General features: G+C 60.7%; 13 protein-coding genes. 9 read left to right on the plus strand and 4 right to left on the minus strand.

Annotated elements, in window-relative coordinates; translation table 11 throughout:
- Positions 1–61: 61 nt before the first annotated feature.
- The 4 genes from ACZ0A4_RS07490 to ACZ0A4_RS07505 form a co-directional block, all read right to left on the minus strand.
- Entirely contained in the window at positions 62–1,138 is a 1,077-nt protein-coding gene (locus tag ACZ0A4_RS07490) for an SMP-30/gluconolactonase/LRE family protein (RefSeq protein ID WP_463573868.1), read from the minus strand.
- Positions 1,135–2,280, minus strand: a complete 1,146-nt coding sequence (locus tag ACZ0A4_RS07495) for a sterol desaturase/SRPBCC family protein (protein WP_463573870.1) — start codon at positions 2,278–2,280, stop codon at positions 1,135–1,137. The genes ACZ0A4_RS07490 and ACZ0A4_RS07495 overlap by 4 nt, the downstream gene beginning before the upstream one ends.
- A gap of 111 nt (positions 2,281–2,391) precedes the next feature.
- Positions 2,392–3,255, minus strand: coding sequence for a LysR family transcriptional regulator (locus ACZ0A4_RS07500; RefSeq protein WP_322846979.1), 864 nt, complete (start codon positions 3,253–3,255; stop codon positions 2,392–2,394).
- Positions 3,256–3,496: 241 nt separating this feature from the next.
- Positions 3,497–5,215, minus strand: a complete 1,719-nt coding sequence (locus tag ACZ0A4_RS07505) for a hydrogenase maturation protein (RefSeq protein ID WP_463573872.1) — start codon at positions 5,213–5,215, stop codon at positions 3,497–3,499.
- 297 nt (positions 5,216–5,512) lie between these two features.
- Between ACZ0A4_RS07505 and ACZ0A4_RS07510 the strand changes: the two genes are divergently transcribed.
- The 9 genes from ACZ0A4_RS07510 (at position 5,513) to ACZ0A4_RS07550 (ending at position 18,125) form a co-directional block, all read left to right on the plus strand.
- Complete coding sequence (locus ACZ0A4_RS07510) at positions 5,513–6,019, plus strand: sigma-70 family RNA polymerase sigma factor (RefSeq protein WP_463573874.1); 507 nt, start codon at positions 5,513–5,515, stop codon at positions 6,017–6,019.
- The gene (locus ACZ0A4_RS07515) at positions 6,016–6,963 is read left to right on the plus strand and encodes a FecR domain-containing protein (RefSeq protein ID WP_463573876.1); all 948 of its coding nucleotides are present in this window, start codon (positions 6,016–6,018) and stop codon (positions 6,961–6,963) included. Before ACZ0A4_RS07510 ends, ACZ0A4_RS07515 begins: the two co-directional genes overlap by 4 nt.
- 91 nt (positions 6,964–7,054) lie before the next feature.
- Positions 7,055–9,964, plus strand: coding sequence for a TonB-dependent receptor domain-containing protein (locus tag ACZ0A4_RS07520; protein ID WP_463573878.1), 2,910 nt, complete (start codon positions 7,055–7,057; stop codon positions 9,962–9,964).
- A gap of 270 nt (positions 9,965–10,234) precedes the next feature.
- A complete protein-coding gene (locus ACZ0A4_RS07525) occupies positions 10,235–10,711 on the plus strand; it encodes an antitoxin Xre/MbcA/ParS toxin-binding domain-containing protein (protein ID WP_463577503.1) in 477 nt (158 codons plus the stop codon).
- Positions 10,708–11,211, plus strand: coding sequence for an RES family NAD+ phosphorylase (locus tag ACZ0A4_RS07530; RefSeq protein WP_141129644.1), 504 nt, complete (start codon positions 10,708–10,710; stop codon positions 11,209–11,211). The genes ACZ0A4_RS07525 and ACZ0A4_RS07530 overlap by 4 nt, the downstream gene beginning before the upstream one ends.
- Positions 11,212–11,329: 118 nt before the next feature.
- Positions 11,330–13,984 carry a TonB-dependent receptor gene (locus ACZ0A4_RS07535; protein ID WP_463573881.1) on the plus strand — a complete coding sequence of 885 codons (2,655 nt, stop codon included), beginning with the start codon at positions 11,330–11,332 and terminating at the stop codon, positions 13,982–13,984.
- Between the two features lie 226 nt (positions 13,985–14,210).
- Positions 14,211–16,052, plus strand: a complete 1,842-nt coding sequence (locus ACZ0A4_RS07540) for an extracellular solute-binding protein (protein ID WP_463573883.1) — start codon at positions 14,211–14,213, stop codon at positions 16,050–16,052.
- On the plus strand, positions 16,039–17,103 hold the full coding sequence (locus tag ACZ0A4_RS07545; protein WP_463573885.1) for a microcin C ABC transporter permease YejB: 1,065 nt from the start codon (positions 16,039–16,041) through the stop codon (positions 17,101–17,103). The genes ACZ0A4_RS07540 and ACZ0A4_RS07545 overlap by 14 nt, the downstream gene beginning before the upstream one ends.
- Entirely contained in the window at positions 17,103–18,125 is a 1,023-nt protein-coding gene (locus tag ACZ0A4_RS07550; RefSeq protein ID WP_463573887.1) for an ABC transporter permease, read from the plus strand. The genes ACZ0A4_RS07545 and ACZ0A4_RS07550 overlap by 1 nt, the downstream gene beginning before the upstream one ends.
- The last annotated feature ends 1 nt before the right edge of the window (position 18,126 follow it).

Consider the following 18,126-nt stretch of genomic DNA (forward strand, 5'->3'; position numbering starts at 1 on the left):
CCCCTGTGGGAGCGAGCCTGCTCGCGAAGGCGTCGGTCCATTCACCACAAAACTGTCAGATTCACTTAAGGGCCGCATCCAGTGGCATCCGCGCCATATGCATCGCCTTCAACGAGCCAAAATACAACCACGGCCCATACTCACGCACCGTGGTAATCGGCGAGTAATTGCCACTGCTCGCATCCTGCAGATTGGCGATCACCTTGCCCTCCAGATCCAGCCCCAGCACAAACCCGCGCTTCTCCACCGGCTTAGGCAAAACTGTCAGTGCTCGCACAATCATCTTGCGCACGAATGGATGCCCGGCCGTGCCGTCGAGCAACGCACTGCGCGGCGCATACAACGCCACCCAGAACCGGTTACTGCCATTGAATGCAAGGTTGTCCGGCAGCCCCGGCAGGTTGTCGATGAACAGGTCGTGAGTGCCGGCTTTCGGTCCGGTCAGCCAGTAACGGCTGATGCGGTAAGCGCCGGTTTCATTGACCAGCACATAGGCGTCGTCGGGGCCGAGGGTCACGCCGTTGGCGAACTGCAGTTTGTCCAGCAGCACACTGGTTTTACCGCTCTGAAAGTCATAGCGCAGCAGACGTCCGTCGCCGCCGTGCTCAATGATTGCCTCGCCGTCATGGCCATAACCCCAGCGGCTGGAAGCATCGCTGAAATAGGCATAATGCCCGGACTTGTCGATGGCCACGTCATCAGTGAAACCGAAGGCCAGACCATTGGCCTCCGTGGTCAAAGGCACCAGCTGACCTTGCGCATCGAGGGACAACAAGCCCTTGACCCCATCAGCGATCACCAGCATGCCGTTCGGGTGCCGGGCCAGCCCCAGTGGGCGGCCACCGGTGTCGGCGAGTACTTTGCGTTGCTGGCCGTCGAGGCTGGTGCGGATCAGTCGGCCGTCGTGAAGCCCGGTGATCAGGAAGTCACTCTCCAGCAGCAAGGCTTCCGGCCCTTCGATGTCGCTCGGCCCGACCTGCGCTGCGGCTTTTAGTTTCTGGTTCTCGGCGTAGATGCCTGCTTTCAGCGATGGCGCTGGCGGCGGCTTCCAGGCCACGGGTTCGACTCTGGTCGGCATCAACAATAAAAAGCCGATGACGATGAGCACCAGCAGCAACAGCAAATGTCGCAGCTTCACGCGCTGGCCCTCGCCGATGACAGGTATTGCGCGGCCACGTCGCGCAGCGCCAGCATCGATGCGGCAGATTCGCGCTCGATGCGCCGTTTCAGCAGCAGGTGATTGGCGATGCGCATGCCCAGACCGCCGAAGCGATAATCCAGCGTGCGCACAAATCGCGTGCCGCTGCCTTCCGTGCTGCATTCATAGGTCAGCAGCAACGATAAGCCGTGATCGCCCTGCGCCCGCGCGCACCAGCGCCGGCCGGGCAAATACTCGGTGACTTCCCAACTCAAATGGCCTTCACGGCCGCCGGCATGAATGTCCTCTTCGAAACGCGCGCCGGCATGCAGTGGGCCATGTGGGCCGTCGATTTTCAGCGACGAGGGGTGCCACTCCGGCCAGCGCCCGACACTGGCGGCGTAGGCGAGCACGGCAATGGGGTCGCCAGCGATATCGATGATGTGCTGCATGCGGGTCATGGGCATTTTCGAATAGCTCAAAGGGGTGGTTTCCGGCTCCCAGTAAAGAGTGCCGAACAGGTAGTCCATCAGCGGCAGGACGATGTTGAAATTGCGCTCCTGCATGCGCTCGCGGCGGTGATGCAATTCGTGCAGGCGGCGCATCTGGCGGATCCATGGCAGGCGTGCCAGAGGGTTGTCTGCCGGCAAATGCTCGCAGGCATGGAACACTTCGTAAGTCAGATAACCCAGCACCATGCAACCGCCGAACAACCCGGCAACGTTGGCGTTTACCTGTGCCAACAGCCACCACAACGGTACGGTGATCACCAGCGTATGAAGCACGATCAACCAGGCGGGGAACAAAATCACCCGCCAGTCACGCGCACTGTCGTAGGTCATATGGCCCGGTGTGAAAAAGCTGTGATGATCGCCGGCATGCCGGGCGTAGAACATTTTCGCGAAGGTTTTTTTGTGGTGACCGAGATGGCGATGGACCATGTACACGCCGAAATTGAAGAGCAGCAGGGTCAACGGCACCGTCAGCCATTCCAGCAGTCTCGCCTGCTGCACGCTGCTCCAGAACGCACCGATGGCCAGCACGCCGAACAACAACACGAAGGCGCCGTGCAGCCAGGGGTTATACAGCGGGTGAATGGCCGCACGGTAGCGGCTGCGAAATATCTCGGTGGTCTGCCTCACTGCGTCACCTGCGGGGATTGTTGTTATACCCGGCAGATTAGCCGATCCGGCCGTTTGTGCAGGCCGGACCTCAGTGTCACATGCGCCATGCTCCGGTACGAAGCCGCCGCTTTAGCTCAGAGGGTTCCAGCGTTGCGACCAGTCGTCATCGGTGCGGATCACTTCGCGCAGCAGATTGAAGGCTTGCTGCAGCGTCGCCGAATCACGATCGCGTGAGTAGACAAGGTAAGTCGGGTAGCCGAATTCCGGGGCTTTGGTCACCGCTTCCAGGGCGCCGCTTTCCAGATACGTACGCACCACGCGGGTGCGGAAGTAGCCGCTGCCGCCGTGTTCGAGAATGTATTGCAGGGCCAGTGGGCCGAGGTTGAAGCTCAGCGCCGCTTTGGCTTTTTCCGGCAGGGCAGCGTCATGCTGGCGGCGGAAGTCCGGGCCCCAGTCGATGTAAACGTAGGGATCGGGGCGATCGGGCGCACGCACCAGAATCAGTTTTTCTTCCAGCACTTGCTCGACCTGCAATCCCGGCCAGTATTCCGGCTGGTAGACCAGCGCCGCGTCGAGTACACCGAGTTCGAGCTGGCGCAGGAGGTTTTCGCCGTCGCGGATTTCCATGCGCAGGGCATGCCCGGGAATCTTTTCGCGCAGCTCCGCCGCCCAACTGAGCATCAACGGGTTGCACAGGCTGACTTCGCCGCCGATGTGCAGCACGTTGTGATAACCCTCGGGCAGCGGCAGGTCGCGGCGTGCCGCTTCCCAGGTCTGCACCAGTTGATTGGCATAGATGACAAAGGCTTCGCCATTGGGCGTCAGCTTCGCCCCGGCGCGGTTGCGCACGAACAGGGTGCTGCCCAGCTGACTTTCGAGTTTCTGCACGCGCGCGGTGATTGCCGTTTGTGTGACGAACAGCTTCTGCGCGGCCGCGGCGAGGCTGCCGTGGCGAACGATTTCCAGGAAGGTGCGAGCGAGATCGATGTCCATGGGCGGGCCGGTGTTTGAGGTGTCGGGCATTGTAAAGGCAAAAGCCCCTCACCCTAACCCTCTCCCCGAGGGAGAGGGGACTGACCGAGGTGTCTTGCGTTATACATCGACCTGAAAGATCGAGTCGATTATGGATTCAGAGCAAGACCTTCAGGTCGGTGTAAATCCCCAATATCCCCGGATCGGTTCGCTCTCCCTCTGGGAGAGGGCTAGGGTGAGGGAAAGTGCAGTCACCGCAAAATCAACGGGCCAACTCGGTCAAACGCCCCCGCGCCCATTCCTCGATCAACCGCGCCGGCGTGCCGCAAACCTTGCGCTTGTAGACAAAATTCCGGCACTTCTCGGCAAACTGATTGCGGTTGTAGAGCATGTCTTCCTGCATCTCTTGCAACTCGGTTTCGCGGCACTGCTGGATCAACACCTGATCAATCCGCGCCTTGCGCTCACGCACCGCCGCATAGGTCGGATCGCTCAACACACCGTTGGCCCGTTGCAGCAACCACAGGGCAAACTCATCCGGGCAGCGCGGGCCAACTTCCTGAACCATTCCCAATTGCCACGCCTGCACCGCGCTCACCGGCAAACAGGCCTGGGTCAATTGTTCGGCCATTGCCGGGCCGACGGCGCGGGGCAGGCTGTAGGTCCAGTATTCGGAGCCGTATAAACCCATGCTCCTGTAATGCGGATTGAGCACGACATCGGCGCGTGCAAACACAATGTCCGCCGCCAGCGCGAGCATCACACCACCGGCGCCAGCATTGCCGGTGACGCCGCTGACCACCAGTTGCCGGGCCGTCAGCAGTTCTGCGCAGACATCGTCGATCGCCTGAATGTTCGCCCAGGCTTCGGCGCCCGGATCCTGCGCAGCTTGAATCACATTCAAATGCACGCCGTTGGAAAAACTGCCGCGCCCGCCCTTGATCAACAGCACTTGAGTATCACGGGACTTGGCCCAGCGCAGCGCGGCGACCATGCGCTGGCATTGCTCGGTGCTCATGGCGCCGTTGTAGAACTCGAAGGTCAGCTCGCCGACGTTGCCGGATTCGCGATAACGCAGCGGTTGATAGGCTTCGTTGCTGAACGGCTGTGTGGCGATCGACCAGTCCAGCACCGGCACGTCGGCCAATTGTTCGGCCAACAAGTGCCGCGCCGGTTGCTTGAAGGTTTCCTCGCCGGGTTGCGGTTTGCGCCGTAGTGCGCCGATCCACAGGCTTTGATCACCGGCCGCGACGAGTACGGCATCGTCATGCACCGCGAGAATTTCGCCGGGCACGCCGCTGCGCGAATCCAGGTGTGCGTCGTACACGTAATACTGACCGCCGGCCAGGCTTGCCAGGACGCCGGGTTGGCCGTCGGCGGCATCGATGCAGCGTTTGATGAAGCGCGCGCAGTCGTGCCAGCTGAAACTGCGGTCGACCTGTTTCATGTTCGGCTGCAAGCGCCCGCGCACTTTCGTATCGGCATAGTCGAGGGCAACCGGTTCAAAACCCTCGATGAATTTCTCCACCACTTCGCGTATGCAACGAATCGCCGCGTCACTGACCCGGCCGTTGTACAACTCGGATTTGCGCAAGCCCGCCTGCAGGTTGAATTCGCAGGTGGCCCACACCGGGCCAGCGTCCATTTCTTCGACCGCTTGCAGCGCGGTGACGCCCCAGCTCGGCAACTCGTTGGTAATCGCCCAGTCGAGGGCACTGGCGCCACGATCGCCGACGATGCCGGGATGGATGATAACTACCGGACGCTGCGCATTGCTCCACAGTGCTTCGGGCACACGGTCCTTGAGGAACGGGCAAATCACCAGATCCGCGCCGCTGTGTTCGATCTGCTCGCACACGGCTTGTTCATCGGTAAACAGCACAACGCTGGGCGAGTGCCCGGCCTCGCGCAGTTCCAGCCAAGCGCGTTGGGTCAGGCCGTTGAACGCTGACGACAGCAAAATGATGTTGAGTGGTCGCATGCTTGCTCTTCCTTGAGTGGGTTCGGCCGCGGGCTCTCGGTGAGCCGTCCCTGGCTTTCGATGGAGCCGCGAGATTAATCAGTGACCGGCCACGCGCCAGTGATCGAGGTCAACGTTGTGTCAGCCAATGTTTCTGCGACGACGAAGCGGCTTATGCTTAATGGTTTGCCTGTGCTGATTTTTTATTACTTCAAATGTCGCGTGCGCTATTGCACAGTCGCGCCTGATCAGAGCCGGACGATCCCGGCAGAACGATGGTTTTTCGCAGCGGGTGGGACCCGTTTCAGGGAGCAAGGCATGGGTGGGTACAACCCGCATTACCAGATCATCGGGCAGATGTTCCAAAAGGACTATCGCTGGCTGTGCGTTGCCGTTGGCCGCACGCTGGGTTGCCCGCACAGTGCGCAAGACATTGCCTCGGAAACCTTTTTGCGGGTGCTGGCATTGCCGGACCCCACGGCCATTCGCGAGCCGCGCGCGCTGCTGACCACCATCGCCCGCCGATTGGTGTACGAAGGCTGGCGCCGTCAGGACCTTGAGCGCGCCTATCTGGAAAGTCTGGCGTTGGCGCCTGAACCGGTGCATCCCTCCCCGGAAGAACGGGCACTGGTGATCGAAGCACTGCTCGCAGTCGATCGCCTGCTCAATGGGCTGTCGGCCAAGGCCAAAGCGGCGTTTCTCTACCATCAACTCGACGGTTTGACTTACAGCGAGATCGGCGAGCGCCTCGGGGTGTCCACCAGCCGCGTGCAGCAATACATGGTCGAAGCGTTCAAACGCTGCTATCAGGCGATGCAGGCATGAGGCCGGACGAAGCGGTGATCGACGAGGCGGCGCAATGGCTGGCGTTGTTGCAATCGGGCGAGGCGGGCATGTCTGAGCGTGCCGCGTTCGAGGCCTGGCGGGTTGCCGATCCACGGCATCAACAGGTCATCGAGCAGATGGGCGGCGGCCTCAATCTGCTGCGTAACCCGACCCTGCGCAGCGTACCGCGCAGCAGTCTGCTGCACAGCCTCAATGCGCCATCGAGTCGTCGACGCTTTGTCAGCGGCAGTTTGAGTGTGCTCGGCATCGCGCTGTTGGCCGGATTCCTCGGGCGGCGCTACGGCTGGCTGCCGGAGGCGGGGGAGTTGTCGACCGGGACTGGTGAGCGACGCAACTTCACCTTGGCGGATGGCAGTGTGCTGACCCTCAATGCGCGCAGTCGTGTGGTGCCGTTGTTCGATGGTCAGCAACGCTTGCTCGCGTTGCGCAGTGGCGAGTTGCTGGTCGACGTGGCAAAAGAGCCGGCACGGCCTTTTGTGGTCGAGACCGAGCATGGGCGCATGCGTGCGCTGGGGACGAAATTTCTCGTGCAGTACAGCGACGAGTCGACGCGATTGGTGATGCTTCATTCGCAGGTCGAAGTGGTCACGGGTGATGGCGAACGGCAAGTGGTGCAGGCCGGAGAAAGCCTGTTATTCAACGGCGCCGGACTGTTGTCACTGGAACGCAGCAATGGTCAGGAAAGTGCCTGGGTGCAAGGTCGGCTGGAGGTGCGCGACCGGCCTTTGCACGAGGTCATCGACAGCCTGCGCCGCTACCGTCGCGGCATCTTGCATCTGAGTCCGGAAGTCGCTGACCTGCGCCTCAGCGGCCTCTATCCGCTAGACGACAGTGATCGCACGTTGCAACTGCTCGAACGCTCGCTGCCGATCCGCGTCACCTGGCACAACCCGTACTGGGTCAGCGTCGACGCGCGGTTATAACCCCATAACTTCTTGGCCTAATCGCCGCCCTATAAAAAGCGCTGGCCCGCTGCTCATTCCCTGCAGATGCCTCCAACAGGGAAACCCTTCGATGTTCTCAATCAAACAACAATTACCTCGATTGACCCTCGCCGCCGCATTGGCGATGGGCATCAGCCCATGGGCGGCGGTTGCCCAGGAACCCGCTGCGGCGGTGTTTACCTTCGACATCGCCACCGGGCCGCTCGACGAGGTGCTGCTGGACATCTCGCGGCAGAGCGGCGTGCCGATTTCCTTTAGTCAGGAACTGGTGCAAGGCAAACGCAGCGCGGCGGTGCGCGGTGCATTGGGCGGCCGCCAGGCGGTGGAAAAAGCCTTGCTCGGCAGCGACCTGCGAGTCGAGCAAAGCGCTCAGGGCCTGACCGTTCGCGCAGCCGACGCGCCGGCAAAAGTCACTACCGTGGCGCCGGTCACCAGTGCCGATTACCGCATGGAAAAAGTCACCGTAACCGGTTCGCGCATTGCCCGCGCGCAGAGCGATGGCGCCACGCCGGTCAACGTCATCACCCACGAAGAAATGGAAGCGCGCGGCTACAAAAACGTCTACGACGCCTTGGCGACGCAGACGCAAAACACTGGCATGACCCAAGGCGAAGATTACGGCAACACCTGGCAACCGGCGGCCAGCGCGCTCAACCTGCGCGGCCTCGGCCCGAACCATACGCTGGTGCTGATCAATGGCCGTCGCGTGGCCGACTACCCGACGCCGTACGACGGCAAGGTCAACTTTACCAACCTGGCGAACATCCCGTCGGCGGTCATCGAGCGCATCGAAATCCTCAGCAGCGGCGCCTCGGCGATTTACGGCTCGGACGCGATCGCCGGGGTGGTCAACATCATCCTCAAGGACAAGATCAACGGCGTCGACGTCAATCTCAAGGGCGGCACCAGTGAGCGCGGCGGCGGTGACAACCAGCGTTTGCAGATCAGCGGCGGCGGTAGCTGGGGGGATTTTGACGGCTTGTTCGGTCTGGAACTGACTAACCGTGATCCGATTTGGGCCGATGACCGTGGCTTTATGCAAAACGGCCCGTTGGCGGACGTCGGTTACCGCCGTGACCTGAGTAACAGTCGTTATCTGGGACCGGGTTGCGGTGCTTATCAGGGCACCTTCGACAACAAACTGGTCAACAGCGGCGGGCGCTGCCGCACCGATCAGATGTACAACGATTACTGGACCGTGCAGACCCAGAAGGAAAACTACGACGGCTACACCCGTGGCACCTGGCACTTCAGCGACAGCGGCCAGGTCTTCGCCGATTTGATGTACGGCCTCGACCATATCCAGAACAACACGCGCGGGCCGACCTTCACCTCGCCGGATTTCATCAACCAGAACAGCGGCAATCTTGAGCGCTGGTATCGGCGCTTCGGGGAAGAGGAAATCGGTGGTCGCACCAGCAACAACAGCAAGTGGCGCGATACCTCGTGGACCGGCACTCTCGGCCTCTCGGACAAGATCGCCGACACCGGCTGGAGTTACGATCTGGCAGCCAACCGCTCGGAATATCGCAGCGTCAGGACCACGCGCTACACGCCACTGTCATCGATTCAGGATTTCTACCTCGGCCCGCAGTCAGGTGTGAGCGGCGGTTATCCGGTGTTCGCCCCGGACGCCTCGCGGCTCGACCGGCCGCTGACGCCGCAGGAGTGGCAGCAGTTTCGCGGCAACCTGACCCAGAGCAGCAAATCGGTGTCGACCAGTTACAACGCTTCGGTCAATGGTGATCTGTTCGACTTGCCGGCCGGCCCGGTGGGCTTCGCCGGTGTGCTGGAGGCGGGCAAGCAGGAGTATCGCGTTGACCCGGACGATGGCCTCAACGACGGCACGTTTTACGGCGTGAGCCCACAGCAAAGCTCCGGTGGCTCGCGCAAGCGTTATGCGGCGGGCGGCGAGTTCAGCATTCCGGTGACTGACACGATTCTGGCAACCGCCGCCGGGCGCTGGGACCAATACAAATTCAGCGGCCGCACCGAGCAGCAGAAAACCTACAACCTCGGGCTTGAGTGGCGCCCGGTGACCAGCCTGTTGTTGCGCGGCAGTTACGGCACCAGTTTCCGTGCGCCGGACCTCAACTACATCTATCAGTCCGACAGCAATGGCTACTATCCGGCGCAGATCGATTACTACGGTTGCAGCCAGGGCCTGGAGGGCGCGTGTGATCGTGGGCGGGTCGATTACACCCAGAGCGGTACAGCGAATCTGGAGTCTGAACGCGGCAAATCGTGGACCTACGGATTTGTCTGGTCGCCGTCGCGCAATTTCGATTTCTCCACGGATTTCTGGCGTGTCGAGATCGACGATCTGCTGACCACTGTCGATGAAAACCGTCTGCTACAGCAGGAAAACGAATGCCGCAACGGCACGCAGGACATCAACTCGGCCAATTGCCAATCGACCCTGGCGCGCATCGATCGCAACGCCGGCAATGCGGCGGTCGATCCGAACCGGTTGAACCGTGTGCGGGTCAATGCGATCAACGCCGCCAGCGAGCGGGTCAGTGGTCTGGACTTCAAGAGCAATATTCGCTGGGGTGCCGGGCAGTACGGCGCGTTCAGTTCGGCGCTGGGCTATACCTTGGTGCTTTCGCATTATTACAAGGAATCGGAAGAAGCACCGACGCAAGACTGGCGCACCTCACGCACCAATTACGACTGGCGCAGCAAGGTCAACGCCAGCCTGACCTGGGATTATCAGAAAGCCACGGCGACGCTGATGGGTATTCGTTACGGTTCAGTCACCAACGGCGCAGGAGACGGACGCTTGTCGCCGTGGACGGTGTTCAACGCCAGTGCGCGTTACAAGCTCAATGACCGCGCAAGTGTCGGGCTGACCGTGAACAACGTGCTCAATCAGGTCAAACACGATGACTCGGCGGGGTGGCCGTATTATCCGACCGGCAACTATGACCCGTACGGACGGCAATGGTGGCTCGATGTGAGTTATCACTTCGGCGGCTGAGGGCAGGAATCTCGGGTTTACGTCCTACGGAAAATGGCATTTTTTGCGGCAAGCAGGGGATTTTTCCGACGACCTTTTCAGGTTGGTCGTCGGAAGCGCGATCTATAGCATCGGACCTGACATTGAAGTCGCTGAGCGGTTTGAGCGCTCAGGCTCCCAGATAAAGGATCGATTATGCGTACCCCACACATAGAGCATGAAACCTCTGTTTATTCCCTGCGCAACTTCTGGATCGACGATCGCGCCAGATGCCCCATGGAGGATGTCGCGATGCCCACAGCAAAAGTGCCCCGGCTGACGGGGCTGAAGAAGGTCGAGGGAAAACCAGTCGATTTGCTCGTGCATGGCCAGGACCTTGGTGACGACGCCATGCTGATTGTCCGCCTTACCGAGGAGGGCTTTGAGCTGAGCGACGTCGTCAACATGCTTTCAACTTCCGAAATGTACCTGCGCGAAGACATGGTCAAACGCATCACCGGCAGGTCTGTCAGAACCGTGCAGCGACTGCTGAAGGAAGGCAAATCGATACGGCTTGACTCGCAGCAGAGCGTTGTCGCTTATCAATATGCGCTGGTGCTGGAGATGGCCACTCGGGCGTTCGGGGGGCTGCCACAGGCGGAAATATGGATGCAGAAGTCCACCCCGTACCTTAACGGCTACGTGCCGTTGGAGTTGACCCACCATTCGCTCGGTTTCCAGATGGTCGAGCAATACTTGTGTCGGGTCCTGTACGGGGGTTACCCATGAATCCATTGCCCTGGGAAGGGCACTGGTATGGCTGGCGCCTGGATCAGGAGGCCTACGGAGAGACATGGGACAGCGGGATGGGTTCAAAACTGAAGGGCGGTCGATGGAATGCGCCTGGCCGGCGAGTCGTCTATGCATCTGTCGACCCGTCCTCGGCCATTCTGGAGGTGGCAGCCAATAATAGTTTTGATGCACTGGACAGAGAACCTTATGTGCTGACGTGCTTTGAGGTCATCCGCGATGCACGGGTCAAAGTCGTTCAGCCCGAAGAGGTACCGAATCCTTACTGGTTGAGTCCCGCTTGGCCGTCGCCCAACCAGCAGCGGTTTGCCGACGCTTTACTGGATGAACATCCGTTTGTCCTGATTCCCTCGGCGGCAACCCGCCACTCGTGGAATCTGCTGGTGAGCTGCGACCTCGCAGAGGGGCAGTTCAAGATGGTCTCTCAAGAACGTTTTGGCCTGGATACACGGTTGCTGCGGGAGATGGCATCGGCTTGATACGGAGGCATGGCATTCTTTGCATAACCTCAGCACTCAACAGTCTAAGTCGCCCTCTATAAATCCTTATTTGTCATCGCACATCCCTGCATAAACCAAAACGCAGGGATGGCTGTTCATGATTCAGTTTTCACCCGTCAAATCACCTTTGAGCCTGGCCTTGCTGCTGGCAATCAACACGCTGCCGGCCATTGCCGCCGACAGCAAGGCAACCGAACCGACCACCCAACTGCAGCGTGTCGAAGTCACAGGGACGGCAATCCGCCGGGTCGATGCAGAAACGGCGGTGCCGGTGACCATCCTGCGCGTCGAAGAGTTGCGCGAGCAGGGCGTCACGACCACCGAGGAGCTGGTCAGTCGCATTTCCGCCAACCAGTCTTCGGTCGGCTCCGGGCGTTCGGTGGGGTCCAGCAGTGGTGGCGCGTCCTATGCGGATCTGCGCGGCATCGGCGCCAACAAAACCTTGGTGCTGCTCAATGGTCGGCGCCTGAGCAACAACGCCACCAATGCGATCAACGGCTCGGGTGTCGATCTCAACACCATCCCGTTCGCCGCCATTGACCGTGTCGAAGTGCTGCGTGATGGCGCCTCGGCGCTGTATGGCACCGATGCGATTGGCGGGGTGATCAACTTCATCACCAAGACCAGCCTCACCGAAGGGCAGATCAGCACCAACTACGACACGCCCACCCATTCGGGTGGCGGTGAAAGCCGCAACTTCAGCGGCAGTTGGGGCTTCGGTGATTTGCAGGATGATCGCTTCAACGTGTTTGGTGTAGTCAGTTACGACAAGCAGCAACGCCTGGCCGCTGAGGACCGGGGTTACACCTACAACTATCAGCCGAACCGCGGACTCGATTACACCTCCGGCACCGCTTCGCCGGCCAACTGGAGCCAGGGCAGCAATGCCACCAACCCTTTGGCCGGCTCCGGCTGCAACGCACCGGGTTTGCTGGCGCGCAACGGTATCTGCCGGCAGAGCCTGTGGAATTACCTCGATCTGGTGCCGGAAACGGAGAAGACCTCGGCCTTCGCCAAAGCCACCGGCAAGCTGTCGGACGATCACAACGTCAGCCTCGAATACTTCTGGGCGCAAAACGAAAACCGCACGCAAATCGGCCCCGGCACGTTGATGGGTAATCAGGTCAACCCCGGCACGGCGTTCTATCCGGGCAACGGCATCACCCCCGGGCCGAACGGTTTTGCCCTCGACCCGACGCAACCGGTCGATGTGAACTGGCGCGAAACCGCCGTTGGCGCGCGTCAGCACGAAGACGACAACACCAGTCAGCGCTTGCTGCTGAGTTTCGACGGCACGCTGGTCGGCTGGGACTACAACCTCGGTGCCTCTTACAACCAGAACAAAGTGGTCAACAGCATTCAGGACGGTTACGTCAACGACCGCGCCGTCAGCGCCGGTATTGCCAATGGTGTGATCAACCCGTTCGGTCCGCAGACGGCTGCCGGTTCCGCGCTGTTGGCGGCCAACGCGGTGGACGGTGATTACGCCACGGCGGTAGGGCGGGTGAAGGCCATTGACGGGCGCATCAGTCGTGAAATCGGCGACTGGTTTGGCGCCGGTCCTTCGGCATTGGCGCTCGGCGGCGAGTATCGCAAGGAAGACTTCCATCAGGATTTCGCGCAATTTGCCGGCGACGTGCAAAGCCTGGGTGTCGATCCGAACGGCAGCGTTGCCGGGGATCGCAGCGTTTCCGCCGAATACGCTGAGGTCAACGTGCCGGTACTCGACAGCCTCGAACTGTCTGCGGCTGTGCGCCACGACAAATACAGCGACTTCGGCAGCACCACCAATCCGAAATACTCGTTCCGCTTCCAGCCGTTCAAGGAGTTGGTGGTACGTGGTGCCTACAGCGAAGGGTTCCGTGCGCCGTCGTTGTATGAGTTGTACAACCCGACGTTCAGCAGTTTCACCAACGCCAACTACAACGATCCACGCTTGTGCGCTGGCGGCAATCCGAGCAATGGCGGCATCGCCAACCGCGACTGCGCGCAGCAGTTCAATCGCACCAGCGGCGGCAATACCGATCTGAGCCCGGAAACCGCACGCAACGTCACCCTCGGGTTTGTTTACCAGCCTTTTGAACGCCTGACGGCCGGGCTGGATTTCTGGTGGATCGACATCGCCAACCAGATTGCCGAATTCCCCGAGTCGGCGGTGTTCGAGAATCCTGAGTTGTACCCGGATCGCCTAGTCCGCAAGCCGGATGGCTCCATCGATCACATCGTCACCGGGCTGGCCAACCTCGGCAAGATCAAAACCAACGGTGTCGATGTCAGCTTTGATTACCGCTTGCCGAGCACGCCGTACGGCAATTTCGGCATCGGCCTGCAAGGCACTTACGTCACCCGCTATGACTATCAGCAACAGCTCAAGGGCGACTACATCGACAAGCTCGGCGATTTCCGTGGCGGTGACTTTGCGTCGGCGGGTGCCGTGGCGCGCTGGCGGCACAGCCTGGCCGGCAGCTGGAATTACGGCCCGTTCGGCGCTGCTCTGACCAACCGTTACACCAGCGGTTACCACGACTCCGATCGCGACACTCACGATTACGTTGGCTCGTACAACGTCTGGGATCTGGCCGGCACCTACACCTGGCGCAAGACCCTGAGCGTGACCCTCGGCGCGAAAAACCTGTTTGACCGCGAACCACCGTTCAGCAACCAGACGTACACGTTCCAGAGCGGCTACGACCCGAAATATGGCGACCCGTTTGGCCGAACGCTGTACACGCGGGTCAGTTACAAGTTCTGAAAATGCTCAGAGACGGCGGGTTTTAGTCACCGATTGATCTAAAGCCTGCCCTATAAAAACCGCCGCCCTGTTGCACATCACAGGTAGGCAGAAGGTGTATTGACTGCACTGGCCCCATCGCTGGCAAGCCAGCTCCCACATGGAATTTGTGAACACCACAGACCCTGTGGGAGCTGGCTTGCCAGCGATGAGGCCATTAGCAGCACCTTGTAAAAGGATCTGCCCTATGTTCTCCAGGCTCATTTTATTCAGCGCTTTCGCGCTTTTAACGCCGTTCAGTTGGGCCGCCCCGCAACCGGCGTTAACGGTCTACGGCGAATCCGCCAAATACGGCCCCGACTTCCAGCACCTGGTCTACGCCAACCCCGACGCGCCGAAGGGCGGCAGCCTGCGCCGGTCTTCCCTGGAAAGCGGCCCGTTCGATCACCTGATTCCTTACACCGACAAAGGCACCGGCGTGGCCGATATCGATGGCTGGCTCTACGCGCCACTGGCCTATCGCAGCAAGGACGAACCCTACAGCGTCTACGGTCTGGTGGCGCAGCAGATGGAGCTGGATCCGGATCGCCGCTGGATACGCTTCTACCTGAACTCGAAGGCGCGTTTCGACGATGGCACGCCGATCACCGCCGAAGACGTGCGTTACACCTTCGAGCTGTTCACCACCCAAGGCAGCCTCAAATACCGTCAGCAGTTTCGCGATGTCGCTGAAGTCGTCGTGGAGTCGCCGACGCAAGTGCGCTTCCTCTTCAAGAACAACGACAGCCGCACTTTGCCGCTGGACCTGGCGACACTGCCAGTGCTGCCCGAACATTGGTGGCGCACCCGCGATTTCGCCGAGGGCGGTGGTTTCGAGATCCCGCCAGGCAGTGGCCCGTATCGCATCAGCGCGGTGGATGCCGGGCGCAGCGTGAAATTCCAGCGGGTGCAGGACTGGTGGGCCAAGGATCTGCCGATCACTCGCGGGCTGTACAACTTCGATCAATTGAGTGTGGAGTTCTTCGCCGACACCGACGTGTCGCGGCAGGTACTCAAGGCCGGCGGCTTCGATTACAACCGCGAATTCTCCGCCACCAGTTTCACCATCGGTTACGCAGGGGCTGCGCTGGAGCAAGGCAAATTGCTCCGTGAACATCTCGCACCCGGTGCCGCTCAAGGCGCGCAGGGCTTTGTGTTCAACTTGCAGAAGCCACAGTTTCAGGACCGTCGCGTGCGTCAGGCGATCGCCATGCTCTGGGATTTCGAATGGAGCAACCGGCAAATGATGCGCAGCATGTACCTGCGTCAGCGCAGCTTCTTCTCCCACAGCGCACTGGCGGCTACTGCATTGCCGGATGCCGAAGAGCTGAAGATTCTTGAGCCGTTGCGCGGACAGATTCCCGATGAAGTGTTCACCACGGTGTTTGAAGCACCGAAAACCGACGGCAGTGGCAATATCCGCGCCGAACAATTGCAGGCACTGAAACTGCTGGAGGCCGCAGGCTGGAAACCTCAGGGCGATCAATTGGTGAACGCCAATGGCGAGCCGCTGCACTTCACTTTCCTCAATGGCCAGAAAGGTTTCGAGCGGCTGTTGTTGCCCTTTAAACGCAATCTCGCGCAGATCGGCATCGGCTTCGATATTCGCCAGGTCGACACCGCGCAATACACCAACCGCGTGCGCAATCGCGACTACGACATGATCGTCGCCGGTTACCCGGTGAGTCAGGCGCCGGGGCGCGAGATGTTCAATTACTTTGGTTCTGACGGCGCCGATGATCCCGGCTCGAACAATTACATGGTGCTGCGCGATCCGGCCGTCGATGCACTGCTCGAAGGGCTGGTGCAGGCCGACAATCGCGAGAGTCTGCTGCGCCATGCTCATGCGCTGGATCGGGTGTTGCAGTGGGGCTATTACTGGGTGCCCAACTATTACCCACCGGGAATTTCCACGGTGTGGTGGAATCGCTTCGGCCGACCGGCGATTGCACCGCTGTACGACGCCGGTCTCGACACCTGGTGGGAAATCAGCCCGACCGCACTGACCACAACGCAGATGCACAAGGAGTACGCCCATGTGGGGTTATAGCCTGCGGCGTCTGCTGCTGATCGTGCCGACCTTGCTCGCGATCCTGCTGGTCAACTTCGTTATCGTGCAAGCGGCGCCCGGTGGCCCGGTCGAGCAGGCCATTGCGCGCTTGCAGGGGATTGGCGTGGGGGCTGTGGTGGGTTCCAGCCAAGTTGAAACCGTCGGTGGCGAGTCTCGCGCCACCCGAGGGCTGGACCCGAAACTGGTGGCCGATATCGAGCGTCAGTACGGCTTTGATAAGCCCGCCAGCGAGCGCTTGTGGCTGATGCTCAAAAGTTATGCGCAACTGGACTTCGGCCAGAGTTTCTTTCGCGGTGCCAGCGTCACGGAGCTGATCTGGCAGAAACTGCCGGTGACCTTGTCGCTGGGCCTGTGGGCGACGCTGATCACCTATCTGGTGTCGATTCCGCTGGGCATTCGCAAAGCCGTGCACAACGGCTCGGCGTTCGATGTCTGGAGCAGCGTGGCGATCATCATCGGTTATGCGTTGCCGGGATTTCTCTTTGCGCTGCTGCTGATCGTGGTGTTTGCCGGTGGCACGGCGCTGGACTGGTTTCCGGTGCGCGGGCTGGTCTCGGACAACTTCGCCGAGCTGTCGCCGTGGGCCAAGGTGGCCGACTATTTCTGGCATTTGGTGCTGCCGGTGATCGCCTTGGTCATTGGCGGTTTTGCCACATTGACGATCCTGACCAAGAACAGCTTTCTCAACGAGATCTCGCGACTGTACGTGGTGACCGCGCGCGCCAAAGGCCTGAGCCAAAGGCAGGTGTTGTACGGCCATGTGTTTCGCAATGCAATGCTGTTGGTCGTCGCCGGTTTGCCGCAAGCGTTGGTGACGGTGTTCTTCGGTGGCTCGTTGCTGATCGAAGTGATCTTTTCCCTCGATGGCCTCGGCCGTCTCAGTTACGAAGCGGCGGTCGCACGCGACTATCCGGTGGTGTTCGGTTCGCTGTTCATCTTCACCTTGTTCGGCCTGCTGATAAAACTGCTCGGCGATCTCTGTTACACACTGGTCGATCCGCGCATCGACTTCACCGCGAGGGCTGCCTGATGCTGACATTGTCTCCAATCGGCCGGCGCCGCTGGGCACGGTTCAAGGCGCATCGGCGTGGCTGGTGGTCGTTGTGGCTGTTTCTCGCGCTGTTCGGCCTGAGTCTTGGCGGTGAGCTGGTGGCCAATGACAAACCGTTGCTGGTGACGTACCAGGGCCAATGGTATTTCCCTGCGTTCAAGCGCTACACCGAGCAGGACTTTGGCGGCGAGTTGCCGTTTCAGCCGGACTATCGCAGCGCGCAGGTGCGGCAATTGATCGAGGGGCAAGGCGGGCGGATGTGGTTTGCGCCGATTCCATTCGCGTTCGACACGGTCAATTACGACCTCACGGAACCGGCACCGAGTCCGCCCAGTGGCGACAACTGGCTGGGCACCGATGACCAGGCGCGGGACGTGCTGGCACGGGTGATATTCGGCACGCGTATATCGCTGCTGTTTGCCTTGGCCCTGACCGCGGCGAGTGCGCTGGTCGGTATCGCCGCCGGGGCGTTGCAGGGCTACTACGGCGGTTGGGTTGACCTCATCGGTCAACGTTTGCTGGAGGTGTGGTCAGGCCTTCCGGTGTTGTACTTGTTGATCATCCTGTCCGGGTTTGTCGAGCCGAATTTCTGGTGGTTGCTAGGGATCATGGCGCTGTTTTCCTGGTTGAGCCTGGTCGATGTGGTGCGCGCCGAGTTCCTGCGCAGTCGTGGTCTGGAATACGTGAAAGCCGCGCGTGCACTGGGTGTCGGCGATGCGCAGGTAATCGTTCGGCACATTCTGCCCAATGCCATGAGCGCGACGCTGACCTATCTGCCGTTCATTCTCACCGGGGCAATCGCGACCTTGTCGGCACTGGATTTTCTCGGTTTCGGCATGCCGGCCGGCAGCGCTTCGCTGGGGGAGTTGATCGGTCAGGGCAAGAGCAATCTGCAAGCACCGTGGCTGGGCTTGACCGCGTTCTTTGCTTTGGCGCTGATCCTTTCACTGCTGGTATTCATCGGCGAAGCCTGCCGCGATGCGTTTGATCCGAGGACTTGAG

The sequence above is a fragment of the Pseudomonas sp. AC172 genome (assembly GCF_979258595.1).

What these genes read in the sequence shown, in the direction of transcription:
- ACZ0A4_RS07530 (WP_141129644.1), top strand. Translation starts at nt 10,708, where the DNA reads ATGAATCCATTGCCCTGGGAAGGGCACTGGTATGGCTGGCGCCTGGAT.
- ACZ0A4_RS07500 (WP_322846979.1), bottom strand. Translation starts at nt 3,255, where the DNA reads ATGGACATCGATCTCGCTCGCACCTTCCTGGAAATCGTTCGCCACGGC.
- ACZ0A4_RS07505 (WP_463573872.1), bottom strand. Translation starts at nt 5,215, where the DNA reads ATGCGACCACTCAACATCATTTTGCTGTCGTCAGCGTTCAACGGCCTG.
- ACZ0A4_RS07515 (WP_463573876.1), top strand. Translation starts at nt 6,016, where the DNA reads ATGAGGCCGGACGAAGCGGTGATCGACGAGGCGGCGCAATGGCTGGCG.
- ACZ0A4_RS07525 (WP_463577503.1), top strand. Translation starts at nt 10,235, where the DNA reads ATGCCCACAGCAAAAGTGCCCCGGCTGACGGGGCTGAAGAAGGTCGAG.
- ACZ0A4_RS07520 (WP_463573878.1), top strand. Translation starts at nt 7,055, where the DNA reads ATGTTCTCAATCAAACAACAATTACCTCGATTGACCCTCGCCGCCGCA.
- ACZ0A4_RS07540 (WP_463573883.1), top strand. Translation starts at nt 14,211, where the DNA reads ATGTTCTCCAGGCTCATTTTATTCAGCGCTTTCGCGCTTTTAACGCCG.
- ACZ0A4_RS07535 (WP_463573881.1), top strand. Translation starts at nt 11,330, where the DNA reads ATGATTCAGTTTTCACCCGTCAAATCACCTTTGAGCCTGGCCTTGCTG.
- ACZ0A4_RS07510 (WP_463573874.1), top strand. Translation starts at nt 5,513, where the DNA reads ATGGGTGGGTACAACCCGCATTACCAGATCATCGGGCAGATGTTCCAA.
- ACZ0A4_RS07550 (WP_463573887.1), top strand. Translation starts at nt 17,103, where the DNA reads ATGCTGACATTGTCTCCAATCGGCCGGCGCCGCTGGGCACGGTTCAAG.
- ACZ0A4_RS07545 (WP_463573885.1), top strand. Translation starts at nt 16,039, where the DNA reads ATGTGGGGTTATAGCCTGCGGCGTCTGCTGCTGATCGTGCCGACCTTG.